The organism is Streptomyces sp. NPDC005262 (genome assembly GCF_042872425.1).
In the GTDB taxonomy this organism is placed as follows: domain Bacteria; phylum Actinomycetota; class Actinomycetes; order Streptomycetales; family Streptomycetaceae; genus Streptomyces.
On the sequence record NZ_JBIAKK010000019.1, the window covers coordinates 115,848 to 133,655 of the forward strand.

13 protein-coding genes and 3 pseudogenes are annotated in these 17,808 nt (G+C 69.7%); 11 read left to right on the forward strand and 5 right to left on the reverse strand.

Features of this window, described 5'->3' with window-relative positions:
- Positions 1 to 73: 73 nt before the first annotated feature.
- The 9 genes and pseudogenes from ACFYP5_RS33265 (at position 74) to ACFYP5_RS33305 (ending at position 12,383) form a co-directional block, all read left to right on the forward strand.
- On the forward strand, positions 74 to 3,001 hold the full coding sequence (locus ACFYP5_RS33265; protein WP_389042759.1) for a DEAD/DEAH box helicase: 2,928 nt from the start codon (positions 74 to 76) through the stop codon (positions 2,999 to 3,001).
- On the forward strand, positions 2,998 to 4,398 hold the full coding sequence (locus tag ACFYP5_RS33270) for an SWF or SNF family helicase (protein ID WP_389042761.1): 1,401 nt from the start codon (positions 2,998 to 3,000) through the stop codon (positions 4,396 to 4,398). The genes ACFYP5_RS33265 and ACFYP5_RS33270 overlap by 4 nt, the downstream gene beginning before the upstream one ends.
- Before the next feature lie 177 nt (positions 4,399 to 4,575).
- Positions 4,576 to 6,063, forward strand: coding sequence for an APC family permease (locus ACFYP5_RS33275; protein ID WP_389042763.1), 1,488 nt, complete (start codon positions 4,576 to 4,578; stop codon positions 6,061 to 6,063).
- On the forward strand, positions 6,060 to 7,076 hold the full coding sequence (locus ACFYP5_RS33280; RefSeq protein ID WP_389042765.1) for an acetamidase/formamidase family protein: 1,017 nt from the start codon (positions 6,060 to 6,062) through the stop codon (positions 7,074 to 7,076). Before ACFYP5_RS33275 ends, ACFYP5_RS33280 begins: the two co-directional genes overlap by 4 nt.
- A 32-nt stretch (positions 7,077 to 7,108) precedes the next feature.
- Complete coding sequence (locus ACFYP5_RS33285) at positions 7,109 to 7,702, forward strand: N-acetylmuramoyl-L-alanine amidase (protein ID WP_389042766.1); 594 nt, start codon at positions 7,109 to 7,111, stop codon at positions 7,700 to 7,702.
- Positions 7,703 to 7,801: 99 nt separating this feature from the next.
- Positions 7,802 to 9,052 carry a GAF domain-containing protein gene (locus ACFYP5_RS33290; RefSeq protein WP_389042768.1) on the forward strand — a complete coding sequence of 417 codons (1,251 nt, stop codon included), beginning with the start codon at positions 7,802 to 7,804 and terminating at the stop codon, positions 9,050 to 9,052.
- A gap of 135 nt (positions 9,053 to 9,187) precedes the next feature.
- Complete coding sequence (locus ACFYP5_RS33295) at positions 9,188 to 10,711, forward strand: aldehyde dehydrogenase family protein (protein WP_389042770.1); 1,524 nt, start codon at positions 9,188 to 9,190, stop codon at positions 10,709 to 10,711.
- A gap of 253 nt (positions 10,712 to 10,964) precedes the next feature.
- Positions 10,965 to 11,810 (forward strand): annotated as a pseudogene (locus ACFYP5_RS33300) (transposase); the annotation flags it as partial.
- Positions 11,811 to 12,383: a GIY-YIG nuclease family protein gene (locus ACFYP5_RS33305; RefSeq protein ID WP_389042820.1), complete on the forward strand. Its 573-nt coding sequence runs from the start codon at positions 11,811 to 11,813 to the stop codon at positions 12,381 to 12,383.
- Here ACFYP5_RS33305 and ACFYP5_RS33310 read toward each other — a convergent pair.
- Positions 12,356 to 12,985: a DUF6308 family protein gene (locus ACFYP5_RS33310; RefSeq protein WP_389042772.1), complete on the reverse strand. Its 630-nt coding sequence runs from the start codon at positions 12,983 to 12,985 to the stop codon at positions 12,356 to 12,358. The two genes, ACFYP5_RS33305 and ACFYP5_RS33310, sit on opposite strands and share 28 nt — an antisense overlap.
- Positions 12,912 to 14,117 carry an ISKra4 family transposase gene (locus ACFYP5_RS33315; RefSeq protein WP_389042773.1) on the reverse strand — a complete coding sequence of 402 codons (1,206 nt, stop codon included), beginning with the start codon at positions 14,115 to 14,117 and terminating at the stop codon, positions 12,912 to 12,914. Before ACFYP5_RS33315 ends, ACFYP5_RS33310 begins: the two co-directional genes overlap by 74 nt.
- Positions 14,118 to 14,296: 179 nt before the next feature.
- Here ACFYP5_RS33315 and ACFYP5_RS33320 point away from each other — a divergent pair.
- Positions 14,297 to 14,604: pseudogene (locus tag ACFYP5_RS33320) on the forward strand (site-specific integrase); the annotation flags it as partial.
- A 120-nt stretch (positions 14,605 to 14,724) separates the two neighbouring features.
- Here ACFYP5_RS33320 and ACFYP5_RS33325 read toward each other — a convergent pair.
- On the reverse strand, positions 14,725 to 15,486 hold the full coding sequence (locus ACFYP5_RS33325) for an SDR family oxidoreductase (protein WP_389042775.1): 762 nt from the start codon (positions 15,484 to 15,486) through the stop codon (positions 14,725 to 14,727).
- A 188-nt stretch (positions 15,487 to 15,674) separates the two neighbouring features.
- Here ACFYP5_RS33325 and ACFYP5_RS33330 point away from each other — a divergent pair, with 188 nt between their 5' ends.
- Complete coding sequence (locus tag ACFYP5_RS33330) at positions 15,675 to 16,547, forward strand: helix-turn-helix transcriptional regulator (protein ID WP_388738003.1); 873 nt, start codon at positions 15,675 to 15,677, stop codon at positions 16,545 to 16,547.
- A 564-nt stretch (positions 16,548 to 17,111) separates the two neighbouring features.
- Here the strand turns inward: ACFYP5_RS33330 and ACFYP5_RS33335 are convergent.
- A pseudogene (locus ACFYP5_RS33335) lies at positions 17,112 to 17,434 on the reverse strand (helix-turn-helix domain-containing protein).
- Positions 17,431 to 17,754, reverse strand: a complete 324-nt coding sequence (locus ACFYP5_RS33340) for a tyrosine-type recombinase/integrase (RefSeq protein WP_388738392.1) — start codon at positions 17,752 to 17,754, stop codon at positions 17,431 to 17,433. The pseudogene ACFYP5_RS33335 and the gene ACFYP5_RS33340 overlap by 4 nt, the downstream one beginning before the upstream one ends.
- Positions 17,755 to 17,808 lie beyond the last annotated feature (54 nt).

Consider the following 17,808-nt stretch of genomic DNA (forward strand, 5'->3'; position numbering starts at 1 on the left):
ACGGCCTCGGCGGTGGAGTACTCTCGGCGACCTTGGGCCCCCACTAGTCAAATTTGAGGAATGCGACATCGCTGTGCACAGGCTCCCTGCGGCAACCCTCGCCGAGATCTCCGCACTCTCCCGCTGCTCCGTCGTCTTCCTTCCCGCGGACCCCTCCCGTACCGGCCGGGTCGCCTTCTTGCATCCGGACGGCAGCAGCCCGCCCGATGCACCGGGGACGGTCGGGGAACTGACCGTCGTCGGAGCCGACACCCACCCGTACGGTGTGCCGGCGCTGCTGCTGCCGGTGCGGGACGCCCTTCCCGTACTGACCCGCGCGCGGACGGTGGCGCAGGCCTCGCCCTCGGCCGCGTTCTGGGGCGCGGCCGCCCTCCTCGCCTTGCAACTCACCGCCCGTGGACTGCTGCTGCCGGGGCTGAGTGCCTCCGACCACGACGCGTGGCGCGTAGGTCCGCTGACCGTCGCCGACCTCGACCGGATCCGTGACCTCGCGGCTTCCATGCCGCCCACCGCCCATGCCGTGCCGCTCGACGACGCCGCGGAGCCCGTGCTGCTGCCGGAGCCGGAGCGGCTGCTGCGCGCGTTCCTGGACGCGGTGGCCGACGGCCTGCCGCGCACGCCCGCCGCGGTGTTCGCCACCGGAAGCCGGGCCTTCGCCGCCGACGAGCCGCAGCGCCTGCCCGAGCGCCGGTCCTGGGCCGCCGATGTCGCGGCCGGGCACGACGCGGGTGTGCGCCTCTCGCTGCGCGTCGAGGTCAACGGTCTGACTCCTGCTCACGAGGACGCCGAGCGAGGTGGTGCCGGGCCGTCCTTCCGTGCCGTCCTCCAGATCCATAGCGTCAGCGATCCGACAGTGGTCGCCGACGCCGCCGACGTCTGGGCCGGCACAGCGCCCATCACTGCGGGCTTCGGTCCGCGCGCGCGGATGAACGCCCTCCTCGCCCTGCGCCGCGCCGCCCGTGCCTGGCCACCGCTGACTCCGCTGCTGTCGGCCGCCGTACCGGACTCCGTCGAGCCGGCCGACGAGGAGATCGCCGAACTGCTCGGCCCCGCCGCGCGGTCACTCGCCGCGACCGGGGTCCAGGTGCACTGGCCCAAGGAGCTCGCCCGCACGCTCACCGCACGGGCGGTGGTCGGGCCGCCGGACGAAGGGGAAGCCGGGGACGCCGGCGACAGCGAGGGCGCCCACGGCGACCGCGACCGCGAGTCCTCGGAAAGACAGTCCGTGTCCGACGTCCCGTCATTCCTGTCGGCCGACGCTCTGCTGGCGTTCAACTGGTGGTTCGCACTCGGCGACCAGAAGCTCAGCCGCGCCGAACTGGACCGACTGGCCGAGGCGGGCAGACCGATTGTCCGGCTGCGCAACCAATGGGTGCTCATCGACCCGGAGGAGGCACGCCGCGCCCGCGAGACGCAGGACCGCAAGGTCACGCCGATCGATGCACTCGGGGCCGTTCTGACAGGTTCCACCGAGATCGACGGCCGCCCGGTCGACGTGCAGGCGACCGGATGGCTGGAGCGACTGCGGGCACGGGTCGCCGATCCGGAGTCCGGTGCGCAGCAGACGGTCGGTCAGCCCTCCGCGCTCAGCGCGACGCTCCGCGACTACCAGCTGCGCGGTCTGAACTGGCTCCACACCATGACCTCACTCGGACTCGGCGGCTGTCTCGCCGACGACATGGGCCTCGGCAAGACCATCACCCTCATCGCGCTGCATCTGCACCGTCAGAGCGTCGAAGATGCCGCCGGACCGACCTTGGTGGTCTGCCCGACCTCACTGATGGGCAACTGGCAGCGGGAGATCGAGAGGTTCGCACCCGGCACACCGGTACGTCGCTTCCACGGCGCGTCCCGGAGCCTGGCGGACCTGGCGGACGGCGAGTTCGTCCTCACCACGTACGGCACGATGCGGCTCGACGCGGCGAAGCTCGCCGGAGCCGACTGGTCCATGGTGGTCGCCGACGAGGCGCAGCACGTGAAGAACCCGTACTCGGCGACCGCGCAGCAGCTCCGGACGATCGGTGCGCGGGCGCGGGTGGCGCTGACCGGCACTCCCGTGGAGAACAACCTGTCCGAGCTGTGGGCGATCCTCGACTGGACGACGCCCGGACTGCTCGGCCGCCTCGGCACGTTCCGTACCCGGTACGCGCGGGCGGTGGAGGGCGGCAACGACCCGGCGGCGGCTGAACGGCTGGCAGCCCTGGTGCGGCCGTTCCTGCTGCGGCGGCGCAAGTCCGATCCGGGCATCGCCCCGGAGCTGCCGCCGAAGACGGAGACCGACCGCGCGGTCTCACTGACGGCGGAGCAGACCGGTCTGTACGAGGCGGTGGTGCGGGAGACCCTGGCCGAGATCTCCGGCGCCGACGGGTTCGCCCGGCGCGGCCTGGTGATGAAGCTGCTGACAGCGCTCAAGCAGATCTGCAACCATCCCGCCCAGTACCTCAAGGAGGAGCGGCCGCGGATCTCGGACCGTTCGGGGAAGCTGGAACTCCTCGACGAGCTGCTCGACACCATTCTCGCGGAGGACGCGAGCGTGCTCGTGTTCACCCAGTACGTACAGATGGCGCGGCTGCTCGAACAGCACCTGGCGGCGCGCGGCGTACGCACCCAGTTTCTGCACGGCGGGACGCCGATCGCCGAGCGCGAGGCCATGGTGGACCGGTTCCAGGCGGGCGAGTCCCCGGTCTTCCTGCTGTCGTTGAAGGCGGCCGGTACGGGGCTCAACCTCACCCGGGCGGGCCACGTGGTGCACTTCGACCGCTGGTGGAACCCAGCAGTGGAGGCACAGGCCACCGACCGTGCGTACCGCATCGGGCAGACCCAGCCGGTGCAGGTGCACCGGCTGATCACCGAGGGGACGATCGAGGACCGGATCGCCGACATGCTGGCCCGCAAGCAGGGCCTCGCGGAAGCGGTGCTGGGTTCCGGTGAGACGGCACTGACCGAGCTGACCGATGCGGAACTTGCCGATCTGGTTCAGCTGCGAGGGGGCACGCGATGAGCGACACGTACGGGACCGACCGATACGCGAACCGATACGCGAACCCTGGATACCAGGGCGAGGAGTACGACGGCGACGGTTACGAGGGGGAGGGACACGACCCAGCCGCCGGCGGAACCGAGGTGCCGGGGCAGGAACGAACCTTTGCCGCTCTGCCGCCCGCGCGGGACCGCGGCTTCGCCGAGTCCTGGTGGGGCCGCGCCTGGCTGAAGGCCCTGGAAGACACCGCGCTCGACGGCGAACAGGTCAAGAAGGGGCGCCGGTTCGCCCGCGAGGGCAGGGTCGGTGCGGTCTGCGTACGCCCGGGGCGGATCACCGCAGTCGTCCAGGACACGGACTCGACCCCGTACCGCAGTGATGTCCTGCTCCAGCAGCTGAGCGAGGAGGAGTGGGACCGCTTCCTGGACATGACGGTCGACCGGGCCGGACACATCGCCGCACTCCTCGACCGGGAGATGCCGCCGCATCTGGTGGAGGACGCGGCGGCGGCCGGGGTGGATCTGCTGCCCGGGATCGGCGATCTGGATCCCGAGTGCACCTGCGAGGCGTGGGACCACTGTCCGCACTCCGCCGCCCTCTGCCACCAGGTGGCGCGGCTGCTGGACCAGGACCCCTTCGTCCTGCTGCTGATGCGGGGACGCGGCGAGCAGCGGGTACTCGACGATCTCCAGGCGCGGATCACGGCCCGGGCCGCGGAGCGGCAACCGGCGGAGTCCTCCCGCGCGGAGGACCGGCGTGCGCGCGGCGTACGGGCGGACGAGGCATTCGCCGCACAGCAGATCCTGCCGCCGCTGCCCGCACCACCGCCGCTGCCCGCCGAGCCCGGCCCCCCGCCGTCGCTGGACACGGAGACCGAACCAGAGCCCGGCCTCGACCCGGCCGCCCTGGAAGTGCTCACGACCGACAGCGCCGTCCGGGCCCACCGGATGCTGGCGGAAGCCCTGTCGCCCGACCACGGACAGCAGCCCGTGCAGGCCTGGTTGACGCCGGAGCAGGATGCCGTACGGCTGGTCGCCGACGCGCGCCCCGAGCCCTGGGTCATGACACGGCTGGCCGCCGGGTCGGGGCGGCAGCGGGCCGAGCTCGACGCGGCGGTGCGGGCCTGGGGTTACGGCGGGACCGCCGCGCTCACCGTGTTCGACGAGGAGTGGGCACCGGACCCGGAGTCCCGTGCCCGGGCCCTCACCCGGCTCGCCGCGGCGTGGGAGGACAGCGAGCGTCCGCAGCTGCGGGCAGTGCGCAACCGGTGGACCGCGGCGGGCGGCGACGTGCAGCTTCGGTACGGGCGGGACGGGCGCTGGTGGCCGTACCGCAAGGAGCGCGGGCGCTGGATTCCGGCAGGGCCGTCGGACGACGACCCGGCGGCGGCGCTGTCGGAAGCGCTCGGCATGGGGTAGCCTGCCCGCCGGTCGGCCTCGCCCCACCACACTCACCCAACTCCCTTGCCCCCCACCGACTTTCGGCCGCCTGCCATCTTCCGCCATCCACGCCGCGGTCGTACGGTGGGGCGCGCGAGACGCTCGGCCGTACATCGGACAACGCATTCCGGTCAACGGACAAGAGGGAGTCACGGAGTGTCGGGGGAATCGGAAACCACACTGCTGCGCGATGCCGTCGGGCTGCGCGAAGTTCTCTTCCAGAGCATCACGGCAATGGCGCCCGCCGCCGCCATCGCCGCGTCCATCCCGTCCGGGGCCGCGTTCGCCGGCGGCAGTCTGCCGCTCGCCGTGCTGGTGGCGCTGGTCGCCTGCCTGTTCACCGCGTCGTGCGTCGCGGAGCTGGCCCGCCACCTGCCGGCGGCCGGTTCGGTCGCCACGTACTCCGCACAGGGCCTGCATCCGGCCGTCGGCTTCCTCGTGGGCTGGGGCTATGTCTTCGTCGAGGCGCTGGTGCCCGCGCTGCTGCTGCTCCAGCTCGGGTTCACGACGGCGGGCACCCTGCACCAGGAGTGGTCGTCGTACCCGGCGGACCTGTGGTGGCCGTGGTCGCTGCTGGGTGCGGTCGTCATCGCGCTCGCCGGGTACTTCGGCGTTCGGGCGTCCGCCCGCTTCGGGACCGTGCTCGGCATCTTCGAGGTGCTGGTCTTCGTCGCCTTCGCGGTCCTGTTGATCGGGAAGGCCGGCTCGGACAACACCCTGTCGGTGTTCGGTACGTCGCACACCGCGGACGGCTTCGACGGCATCAGCGGGATCTTCGCGGGCTCCGTCTACACCGTGCTGGCGTTCGCGGGCTTCGAAGCGGCGGCGCCGCTCGCCGAGGAGACGAAGAACCCGCGGCGCACGATGCGCCGGGCCGTGCTCGGGGCCGCGCTGTCGATCGGGCTGGTGTACGTCCTCACCACATACGCGATGTCCGTCTACTTCGGCCCGGACGAATTCGCCGGATTCGGCGCTTCGGGGGCGGCGTCGTGGGAAGGCGTGGCTCGTGCCTCGTTCGGGTTGTTCTGGGTGCTGCTCTTCCTCGCCGTCGTCAACTCGACCGTGGCCAACGCCAACGCGTGCGCGAACGTGTCTACGCGTACGGCCTTCGCACTGGGGCGTATCGGAGTGTTCCCGCAGGCGTTCGCCCGTCTCCATCCGCGCCGCCGCTCACCCGTCACCGGGGTGGCCGCGCAGTTCGTGATCGCGGTCGGAGCGACGCTCGGGCTCGGCTTCGGATATGACCCGGTGACCGCGTTCGTGCTGCTGGCCACCATCATCGTGACCGTGATCATCGGTGTGTACATCGTCGTCAACCTGGCCTGCGCCGGGTACTTCCTGCGCCGGCGCCGCGACGCGTTCAACCCCGTACTCCATCTTCTCTTCCCGGCGATGGGCATCGCGGCGTTCGTGCCGGCGCTGCTGACAGCCGCCGGAATCCCGGTCTTCGACTTCGTCTCGGAGCTCAGCAGCCCCGTCTCGTACGCCGGTCCGGTGGTCGGCATCTGGATGCTCATCGGCATAGGTGTGCTGGTGGTGCTGATGCGCAGACATCCGGAGCGGGTGGCACAGACCGGACGGATCCATCTGGACGAGGCCCCGGAGGCCGTCGTCGAAGTCGAGACAGGAGCAGAACAGCGATGAGCGACCCGCGGATCCTGACGGTTCGCCCCAAGGAGGGCGAGTACGCATGGACCTTCGGCGGTGCGGCGCCGGTGGCCCGGATCGAGCCCGGCACCTTCCTCGATGTGTACACGGAGGACTGCTTCGCGGGCCGGGTGCGCTCCGAGAAGGACCTGGTCTCCGCCGTCTGCGAGTTCCCGTTCCTCAACCCGCAGACCGGTCCCTTCCATGTCGTGGGGGCTGAGCCCGGCGACACCGTCGCGGTGCACTTCGTGTCGATCGAAGCGGCCAGGGACTGGGCGGCGTCCACGACCGTGCCGCTGTTCGGCGCCCTCACCTCCACCCATACGACGGCTTCGTTGCAGGCACCGCTGCCCGAGGTGGTGTGGATGTGGCAGCTCGACCGGGCCCGCCGCACGTGTCTCTTCAGTGCCCGCGACAGCGACATCCAGGTGGAGCTGCCGATGGACCCGATGCACGGCACGGTCGGGGTGGCTCCGGCCAATCTGGAGGTGCGGTCCGCGCTGGTGCCGGACGCGCACGGCGGCAACATGGACACGCCCGAGATGCGGGCCGGCGTCACCTGCTATCTGGGGGTCAATGTCGAGGGCGCGCTGTTGAGTCTGGGTGACGGCCATGCCCGGCAGGGTGAGGGAGAGACCTGTGGGGTGGCGGTGGAGTGCGCGATGAACACGGTGGTGCTGGTCGAGCTGCTGAAGGGTGTCGCGACGCCGTGGCCCCGGATCGAGTCGGACACCCATCTGATCTCCACCGGCTCCGCCCGCCCTCTCGAAGACGCCTTCCGCATATCACAGTTGGACCTGGTGCAGTGGCTGGCACGCGACTACGGGCTCTCCGAGCTCGATGCGTACCAGCTGATCAGCCAGGCCGGTGAAGCTCCGTTGGCGAATGTCTGCGACACCAACTACACCTGTGTGGCGAAGATCCGCAAGAATTGGCTGCCGGCGGGCGATCCTCATCGTGGGCTGCACCGTCATCTACGGGAGACCGCTGCACTGCTTCCCACCCCCTGATCCTGGAACCACCCTCCCCCACAGGAGCGTTCATGCACCGCAGAAGGATCCTTCAGGGCGCCGCGGCTACGGCCGCCGCCGCTCTGCTCCCGGCCTCCACTCGCGCCATGGCCTCGTCCGCGGCGGGCTCCACCGACTATCCGCTCGCGCACTGGATGCCGGCTTCCACCGCCAACTACACCGCCTCGACGCGTCCTTCGGCGTATCCGGTGGAGTACGTGATCATCCATGTCACGCAGGAGTTGTTCTCGGACGCGATCGGGATCTTCCAGAATCCGGCGAAGCAGGTATCCGCGAACTATGTGGTGCGTTCGGCCGACGGGTACATCGCGCAGTGCGTCCGGGAACAGGACATCGCCTGGCACGCGGGAAATTGGGACTACAACACGCGCAGTGTCGGCATCGAGCACGAGGGCTGGGTGGACCAGCCGGCGTACTTCACCAACGCCCTGTACGAGCAGTCGGCGCTGCTGACCGCTTCGGTCTGCGACCGCTACGGCATCCCCAAGGACCGTGCACACATTCTCGGACACGTCGAGGTACCGGGCACCGATCACACCGATCCCGGACCCGACTGGGACTGGGTGCGCTACATCCGCCTCGTCAACCTCTTCAGCGCCGGATGAGCCGCAGTCCCGTGTGACTGCTCTCCGCACCGAGGTTGTCGCAGAGCCCGGCTGCGACGACGATGGGGGTGCACGACACCCCTTGGACGGGAGCGTGAGTTGACGGACGCCTGGGTAGCCCTGACCGCCGATACGGACCTCGTCGAACGGCTCGGCGAACTGCGTCACGCACACGAGGTGTTCACCACCGCGGGACAACTGGAACTGCCGGTACGATCCGTGGTCGGCGAGTCGTGGCGGCGCTCCGCCCGGGCCCGGGTCAGTCCGGACGGCGCGGCCCAGGTCGAGCTGGGCGCGGATGAGCTGGGACCGTACCGGGAGGGACATCCGCTGGCCCGCGCCATGCCGGTGATCCGAGAACTGATGAGTGCGTACGCAACGGACGGAGAGCACCTCCTCGCGGTCTGCGACGCACACGGCAGGCTGCTCTGGGTCGAAGGACACGAGACGACACGGCGGCGCGCGGGGCGGATGAACTTCGTGGAGGGGGCCCGCTGGTCCGAGTCCGTGGCGGGGACGAACGCACCGGGGACGGCGATCGCCGTGGACCGGCCGGTGCAGGTGTTCGCCGCCGAGCACTTCCTGCGCCCGGTGCAGCAGTGGACCTGCGCCGCGGCCCCACTCCACGATCCGCGCACAGGGCGGGTGCTGGGCGCCGTCGACATCACCGGCGGAAACCGGCTCGCGCACCCGCACAGTCTGGCGTTCGTCCAGGCGGTGGCACGCGCGGCCGAGTCCCAGCTCGCTCTGCTCGCGCCCTCGCCCGCCCCGGAGTCCGTACAGCTCAGCGCGCTCGGCCGGGACGAGGCACTGCTCGTCGCGGGCGGCCGCAAGATCCGGCTCAGCAGGCGGCACAGCGAGATACTGGTGACGCTGGCCCGCCATCCGGAGGGTCTGGGCGGCGACGAACTTCTCATCGAACTGTACGAGGACGAGTCGGTGACCCCGGTGACGCTACGCGCCGAACTCTCCCGGCTGCGTAGGCTCCTCGGCCCCGAACTCCTGCTCTCCCGCCCGTACCGGTTCGCCGCCGCGGTCGACGCCGACTTCGACACCGTGGCGCGCAGGCTCGCGTCCGGTGCGGTGGCGGCGGCGCTCAGCGCATACGCGGGGCCGCTGCTGCCCGGTTCGCAGGCACCGTCCGTCGCCCGGCTGAGGCGCCGGCTCGACGATCAACTGCGGGCCTCGCTGATCGCGCGCGGTGACCCGGGGCTGCTGGCGGACTGGGCGTACAGCCCGTGGGGCGAGGAAGACCTACCGGTGTGGCAGGCGCTGGCCGCGGCAGCGCCGCCCGGGCAGCGGCCGGCACTGCTGGCCAGGGCGCGCGAACTCGACGCCGAACAGCGCTAGACCTGCCCGGCGGACCGGGGCCGCGGTCGCTGCGCCCAGCACGACGCGCGCAACGGGCTTGCAACGTTGCGCTGCCTAGCCTCGCGCCGAGGTCCGTCCAACGGCGGGCGGCACCGGATCCGGGAGGCCACAGAGATGACCCGTTACGCTGCGCCGGGCACCGAGGGCGCCATCGTCTCGTACGAGTCCCGCTACGACCACTGGATCGGCGGCGAGTACGTCCCGCCGGTCCGCGGTCAGTACTTCGAGAACCCGAGCCCCGTCAACGGCCGCCCGTTCACCGAGATCGCCCGCGGCACCGCCGAGGACATCGAACGCGCCCTCGACGCGGCACACGCCGCCGCCCCCGCCTGGGGAGCCACGGCCGCCGGGGAGCGCGCGTCGGTCCTCAACCGGATCGCCGACCGGATGGAGGCGCACCTGGAGGAGTTGGCGGTCGCCGAGAGCTGGGACAACGGCAAGCCGGTGCGGGAGACACTGGCCGCCGACATCCCGCTCGCCATCGACCACTTCCGGTACTTCGCGGGTGCACTGCGGGCCCAGGAGGGTTCGCTCAGCGAGATCGACGACGACACCGTTGCGTACCACTTCCACGAACCGCTCGGCGTGGTCGCTCAGATCATCCCGTGGAACTTCCCGATCCTGATGGCGACCTGGAAGCTGGCCCCGGCGCTCGCCGCGGGCAACGCGGTGGTCCTCAAGCCGGCCGAGCAGACCCCGGCCTCCATCCATGTGTGGCTGAGCCTCGTCGCCGACCTGCTGCCGCCGGGTGTCGTCAACATCGTCAACGGCTTCGGCGCGGAGGCCGGCAAGCCGCTCGCCTCCAGCCCTCGCGTCGCGAAGATCGCCTTCACCGGCGAGACCACGACCGGGCGGCTGATCATGCAGTACGCCTCCGAGAACATCAAGCCGGTGACGCTGGAGCTGGGTGGCAAGTCCCCGAACATCTTCTTCGACGACGTCTGGTCGGCGAACGACGACTTCCGCGACAAGGCCCTCGAAGGGTTCACGATGTTCGCCCTCAACCAGGGCGAGGTGTGCACCTGTCCGTCACGTGCGCTGATCCAGCGCGGCCACTACAGCGAGTTCCTTGAAGCAGGGATCGCCCGCACCGAGCAGATCGTGCCGGGCCACCCGCTGGACACGGACACCATGATCGGCGCGCAGGCCTCCAACGACCAGCTGCAGAAGATTCTCTCCTATCTGGACATCGGCCAGCAGGAGGGTGCGAAGGTCCTGTCGGGAGGTCAGAAGATCGACTACGACGGCGAATTGGCTGGCGGCTACTACGTCCAGCCGACCATCTTCGAGGGCGACAACCGGATGCGGGTCTTCCAGGAGGAGATCTTCGGCCCGGTCGTCGCGGTGACGTCCTTCTCGGACTTCGACGACGCGATCAACACGGCGAACGACACGCTGTACGGCCTCGGCGCAGGTGTCTGGACCCGCGACGTCAACACCGCGTACCGGGCGGGCCGCGCGATCCAGGCAGGCCGGGTCTGGACGAACTGCTACCACGCCTACCCCGCGCATGCGGCCTTCGGCGGCTACAAGCAGTCCGGGATCGGCAGGGAGAACCACAAGATGATGCTCGAGCACTACCAGCAGACGAAGAATCTGCTGGTGTCGTACTCGCCGAAGAAGCTGGGCTTCTTCTAGACGCGCGAAAAAGGCGCCTGACTGGGGCAGATGCCCGGCAGGCGCCCTTCTCGGCGCACATCTAAGCAGCGAGTCGAAACACGCCCTTACTCCCGATATCTCCCACCCGTATCCCAGCTCTGACCAGCAGTTCCGGGGCATTTCCGGGCCAAGGTCCCGCTAACCTCGCCGTTTCACTTGGGTACGGCTGGCTTTGGGGCGGAAACGCGAAAGTGCCTTCCTGACCTGGGACGATGAACCTTGCTGAGGGGTTCTGTCGGTCCAGGCGGAGGGCACTTTCTACGTGCAGGGTATCGGGTTGCGTCCCAAGGTCCGTGTCAGTGCCGATGGCTCGGGGGTGATCGGTCATGCCGGGGAACGGTTGCTGGCGGATCTTGCCGATGCCATTGGGCTGACCGCCGCCTACTCCGCCGCGCTCGGGCCGCTTCGCCCGCGCGGGACCGGGCATGATCCGGGCCGGATCGCCGCCGACCTGGCGGTGATGCTCGCCGACGGCGGCGAGGCCATTGCGGATCTGGCCGTACTGCGGGACCAGGCCGAAGTGTTCGGCTCGGTCGCCTCAACACCGACCGCCTGGCGGCTGCTCGCCGACACCGATGAGAGGGCACTGTCTTCTCTGCGCTTGGCCCGCGCTTCGGCTCGGGAGGTCGCCTGGCTGCAGGCCGCCGAGACCGGTGAGGGCATACCCGCTGTCCGGGCCGCAGGGCAGGAACTGCCCGGTCTGGTCCTGGACCTCGACGCCACGCTGATCACCTGCCACACCGAGAAAGAGCAGGCCGCACCCACCTACAAGGGCGGCTTCGGCTTCCACCCGCTGCTGTGCTTCCTGGCCAACACCGGCGAGGCACTGTCCGGCCTCCTGCGGCCCGGGAACGCCGGCGCCAACACCGCCAGCGACCACATCACGGTCCTCGACCAGGCCCTCGCGCAGATCCCCGACGCCCACCGGCACGGCACCGACATCCTGATCCGCACCGACAGCGCCGGATCCGCGAAAGCCTTCCTCGCCCACGTCCGCGACGTGCGGAAACGAGGAATCCGTACCTTCTTCTCGGTCGGATACGCCATCACCGAGCCGGTCCGCCGCGCTGTCCGGGCCATGCCCGAATGCCTCTCCACGACCGCAGGAGTGTATGCCTGGTGGGCGCCGCTCGAGGTCCTGGCTTCCTTCCGCGGACCGGTCAACTTGGGCGACGCCGGACGCCGACTGCTCTACCTGGGCAAGGCCAGCCGACTGCGGTCCCGCGTCGTGTCAAACCACCTGAGGGACTCCGGACGGTCCACCCTGCGCCGGACCCTGGCCGGACTCCTCATGCCAACCGAGGGCTATCGCACTACCTGGACCGACCGTGTCGTCCTGCTCCCCAAGGACGAGCAGCGCCTCACCCACTGGATGCACCAACACCTCACCCTCACCTGGAGCGAGCACGCCGACCCTGTCCCAGTGGAGAAGGAACTGATCTCCAATCTGCACCCGCCGCTGAATGTCGACGGAGCGGAGCATGGCGCCACCCGGGACATCGTCAAACAGGCACGAGCCTTCTACTACGCCAGCGCCGGCCGCGTCCGGGCAAGTAGCCGGCATTCGCTGATCGGCCCTCAGCGGCCTTGTCGCGCTCGTCTGCCACCTCATCGCCTCTCAGTTCATCGCAACCTGCCCTGCCGGCCTTGATACATCCAGGCGATGACGTCGAACACACGCAGGAGGCCGATGTCCTCACCGATAGCGGCCTTGTCGCGGAGACGGACCAACTGATTATGGAGGGCGCCGTTGTCCGCCCGCAGGGCCGCAGCCAGCGCGGCCCAGAAGGAGTGGTCCGTCTTCGGCCGCTCGAAGAGTTGCTTGATGCGGATGTCGTAGATGGGGATCAGGTGGGGACGCTTGCGGGCCAGCAATTTGCCTGCGACAACCGGGCCGCTGCCATCGGGCTTGCTGGGGTGCTGCTCGCTGCCGGCCAGGCGTTCCCACAACTCCCACGCGGCTCCGCCCTCCGCTATGAGCGCATCGCTTCCAGGATTCTCCAAACGTGCGTCACGAGGGATGAGCGACAGCAGGCGCGCCCAGTGCCCGTCGGGGTCGGTCAGCAAGTTAATTGCCCCGTGCGGCTCGAGGGAGACACTGAGCGTGGTGATGGCCACCAGGTCGTTGCTGTCGAAGCGGTCCGCGACGTGCTCGGCGTCCCCGCCCCCGCCCACGCGCTCAAAGTGCGCGCCGGAATAGAACAGGTCCCCGCGTGAGCGTCGTCGGGTGAAGTACTCGACCAGCAGGCGCACTCCCTTCCCCTCGTCCCCGTAGATCTCTGGGATCTCCAGTTCGATCACCGAGCAGCCCTCCAACTACCTTGCGACCACTGATGTGTCGGTGGACGGTAAACCAGATGAAACCAGACGGCGGCTCAGACGGAAGTGGCTGCCAAAACGAGTAGGGTGCGGATCCTCTGAAGTGGCGGTCGGGATCAAGCGGTGAGGCTGTAGTTCTGCTGGTGGGGTAGAGGCGTTGATGTTCGCGGGCCGTGTGGAAGATCCAATAGTCCTCGAAGTCGCCGTTCGTTATCAATGCGCGCAGCCGGAGGACGGCTTCGGCGCCGTCGAGTCCCCATCGGGCGCCGGTGATGTCGAGGCGGTCGGCGATCAGGTGGCGGCAGGCGCCTTCGACGGCGCCGGTGGCGATCGGCCAGCCGGCCGCGAGCGCGGTGTCGTAGTGAAGCTGGTCGAGGTGGCCGGTGAGGTAGCGGTGGCAGGTGGTGACGGCCGCGCGACGGGTGGCGGGAAGCCGTTCGGCTGCGGCCTGGACGGTCATCTCGGCGGCGGCGCGGTCGGCGTGTCCGGCGAGGATCGCGGTGAGTTTGTCCGCGGCCCAGGTCTCGGCCTCGCGGCTGCCGACCGGGTGGAAGGCGTGTGCTGCCGTCCAGCAGTACTCGGGAACGTGCACGAAGTCGAGCAGGACGTGCAGGCGGATGTCGCGGCGGGAGGCTTCGTCCTGGATCAGGTCGAGTTGGTGGCGGGCGCCGTCGACGAGCACGATCCAGTCCCGCAGATGCTGCGGGTCGCGGGCCTGGGCCTGGTCGAAGGCGTCGGTGATGACCTGCTCTGGAGGACGGATCACCGAGGCGGTGCACCATTTGCGCTCCGCTTTCGGGCCCGGCCTCGGCGGTCGGCTCTCGCTGCGGCCGCCGGGCGGATGCACGATGTCGTGCGGCCGGCGTGGGGCGGGCGCGGTGTCGAAGACGCAGGCCACGCGTTGCTCACTCGGCATGCCGTAGGACGCGCCGCAGGCGTTGTCGACGTCGGCGGACATCATGGCGTCGGCGAAGGTCTTCACCATCTGCCGCAGCAGATCAGGACTCGCCGAGGCGAGGTTCTCCTCCAGCAGCGCGGCAAACGGCAGACTGTCCGGTGCGGTCATCGTGCTGTCTCCTTCAAGAGCTTGGTCGTTCTCGAAGGATCAGCCGGTGGCCGTCTTACGTTCAGGGATCAAACCCCCGATTTAGGCAGAAACCCGTACACCACTTCCCTGGACGCAACCGGGACGGGCGGCGGCGGTGGGGAAGGCGTCGGCGTTGAGGACCCGGGTGCGGGCCGCGGCGCCGTCGAGGACCAGCGCGAGCTGCTCGCCGAGCTGTTCCGGCCACCGGGCTGGCCCGCCTGTCGTACGGGGCAGGCCCGCGCGCTGCTGGCCGAGCACGCTGCGCTACGCGGCCTGGGACCTGCACGAGTACCGCCGCTCCGCCCTGACCCACCTCGGCGAGCAGGGCGCCTCGCTGCTGATGCTGATGCTGATGGCGAAGTCCCGGCACAAGAAGTCGGAGAACGTCCGCCGCTACTTCAAGCCTTCTCCGGAGGTGATCGCCGAGCTCACCAGCCTGCTCGCCCCCAGAGACGCCCGCCGCTGAAACGTCGCCGCCCGGCAGAGCGGGGCCGTTCGAGTGACGGGGTTCGTGTCCAGGACGCGTGGCTGCTCGCTGGCCGCCCCCGGGGAGGCGATGATCCGTGCGGCCCTGAGGGGAAGGGGGTCAGCCTTCGCGGCTGGGGAGCATGGCCAGGGCCTGGGAACGCTGTGCGACGAGGTCGTCGTAGGTGCCGTCGCGCTCGGCCCAGCGGTGCATGAGGACCCCCTTCACCAGGATTTCGCGGGGGGTGGGGTCCGCCGAGAGCAGGTGCATGACCTCGGTGGCGAAGTCGTCGAGCGGCAGCGAGTGCGGGTTCACCCTTTCCTGGCCTGCTGTGGCGACGGCCGGCGGGACGAGTTCGACGACGCTGACGCCGGTGCCGTCGAGTTGCGCGCGCAGTGCCTCGGAGTAGGCGTGCACCGCGGCCTTCGAGGCGGCATAGGTGGGCATGGGCGGGAAAGGCAGGAAGGCGATGCCGGAGGTGACGGTGATGAAGGTGCCGGCGCCCCGCCGGACCAGGTGCGGGGTGAAGGCGTCGATCACCCGGATGGTGCCCACCAGGTTGGTGTCGATCGTCGTCTCTGCCGCCTCGAAGTGCGCGGGGTCGCGCAGGTCCTCCAGGAGCATGACGCCCGGCATAGTCACCACGGTGTCCAGCTCGGGGTACCGGGCGAGCACGGCGTCACGGGCAGATGCGACGGAGTCACTGTCGGTGACATCGATGCTGATCGTGCCGATGCCCTCTCCGGCGAGTTCCAATAGTGCCTCCGGGCTGCGGCCGCCAACGGCCACGGTGCTGCCCGCTGCGGCGAACCGGCGGGCCAGCTCTCGCCCGATACCCGAGGTCCCGCCGACGATGAGAACGGTGCGGTTGGAGAGATCCACGAGATCTTCCCTTCAGTCCAGGACGCCGACGGCGTTCAGGCCCGCGGCGCATCCAGTGATGCTCTCTGTCCTTTGTGAACAGTGCTACCGCAATCTTGGCGGCATCCCCTGGGTGTGACAGTGCCCCCGGCTTCCCTGGTCCTACCAGGGCCCCCTCTGAGTCACGCACACCGCATTACGGTGTCGGTATGAAGGATGAGGAATCCGGCAACCGGCTCGGCAGCTACCTGCGCGCCCGGCGCGAGCTGATCTCACCGGCACAGGCAGGGATCCCGCCCGGCGGCAACCGCCGCGTGCCCGGCCTGCGCCGTGAGGAAGTCGCCCTGCTCGCCGGAATCAGCCCCGACTACTACCTGCGCCTGGAACGGGGACGCGACAAGAATCCCTCACCTCAGGTCCTCGAATCACTCGCGCGTGTCCTGCAGCTCGACGACATCGAGCGGACGTATCTGCTCGGTCTCGCGGCAGCACGCCCCAGGGCTCCGCGCCGCAAGCGGGCCGAGCACGTACCGGCACGGGTGCACCAGCTCCTCGCCCACCTTCAGATTCCCGCGTTCGTCGAAGGGCGTGCGTTCGATGTCCTGGCCTCCAACCCCATGGCCGTCGCGCTCTCCCCGCGCCTGCGGCCCGGCCAGAACCGGCTTCGTTCCCTCTTCCTCGATCCCGAGGAACAAGCCTTTCACCAGGACTGGGCCAAAGCCGCCGCCAGCTTCATCGCCGCTCTTCGCACCACCATCGGGGACGACACCGACAACCCCCGGGTTCTCGAACTCGTCGGAGAGCTCGCACTGTCCAGTCAGCGGTTCCGTACCCTGTGGGCCCGACACGACGTCCGCAACCTCGACGGAGGCACCACCACCGTCCACCACCCCGTCGTTGGTGAACTGCGGCTCCACCGCGACAAACTCCCCATCGACGACGTCATCCTCGTTGTCTACTACCCCGACAAGGACAGCGACAGCGACGAGAAGCTGCAACTCCTCGCCGCACTCTCACAGACCGAACCCACCGACACAGCACACAGCAGGCCGGCAGACGCCCCGCACCCGAAAACACCCTGACGAACACCGGCCTCCCGGCAGTACAGCCAGAACGGCCGCGCCCCGATGTCCGCCATCCGCGGACCGCCTCGGCGCCCGGTCACGAGTCGTCGGTGGCGTCCGGAGCGCGCAGGGGCCGCAGGCCGCCGGGCAGGTCGGGGAGCTGGGAAGACAATGTCGACTCTCAATGGGTTTGGTCAAGCCGCCTGAGCCTCGCCAGCCGCCTTCTCGCGGAAGTTGTACTCCCTCTCATAGGATCGACCGTCCCGGAGCATGGCCCACAGGATGGAGACGCGTTGGCGGGCGACAGCTGCTGGTGCCGGACCGCGTTGAGCCGGGCCCTCACGTCGGCCTCGGCGGCCAGCCGGTCGACAGCAGCCTGGACGCCCAGCCGGGCATGGCACCAGCACAGACGGCAGTAATCCCACTTCAGCGGCTGGACGCGGCGGCAGCCGGCGCAGACAGCCGTCGCGTGGCTGCGGCCGAACATGTAGCAGGCAGGGCAGAGCCGTCCGCTGAAGTCGCCCCAGGCCAGGCAGCCGTCGCAGGATTCGGTGGGCTTGCGGTAGCCCTTCGGACACCGGCTCATGCCGGCGGCAGCGACCGGCCGTCACGACGCTTGGGCACCGCGCCGGTGCGGCGGCGCCGACAGCGGTCTGGGTGACGTCCTCCTCGCCGGGGCGGGTGACCTTCTGCGGTTCCGGGATCAGCAGGTCGCCGATCTCGCAGCCGAGCACGACGCAGATGACGTCCAGGTCGTCCAGCTTGAGGGAGACCGGCTGGCCGGACCACAGCCCGGACATCTTGCCGGCCGAGATCACCAGGCCGTGCTCGGCCAGGCTCCGCTGGAGCTCGGACGCCTTCCAGATACCCTTGTTCGCGGCGGTCAGCCGCAGGTTCCACCTCATCGGGCCAGTCCTTCCAGCCGCTTCGCGGCCCGTTCCATCCCGGCGACCCAGGCGTCCTCGACCCAGGTCTGCTGCACGTGGATATACCGCATGGCGGTGGCGATCCAGGAATGTCCCAAGACCTCCTGGATCGCGATCAAGTCCAGCCCATTTCCGTAGAGTTGGGACGCGCAGAAGTGCCGCAGGGCGTGCGGCGTCAACTTGTCCGTCCAGCCCGGCAGATGAGCCTCGACGGCGTTGTCGAGACCGTTGCGCAGGGCGTCGTCGCCGACCCGGCGGACGGAACCGTCGGTGTTCTTCCGCTCGCTCAGGAACAGCAGGGCGCCGGGCCGGGTGTGGTCGTCGTCGAACTGGCCTCATGCCTTCGGGCCGGG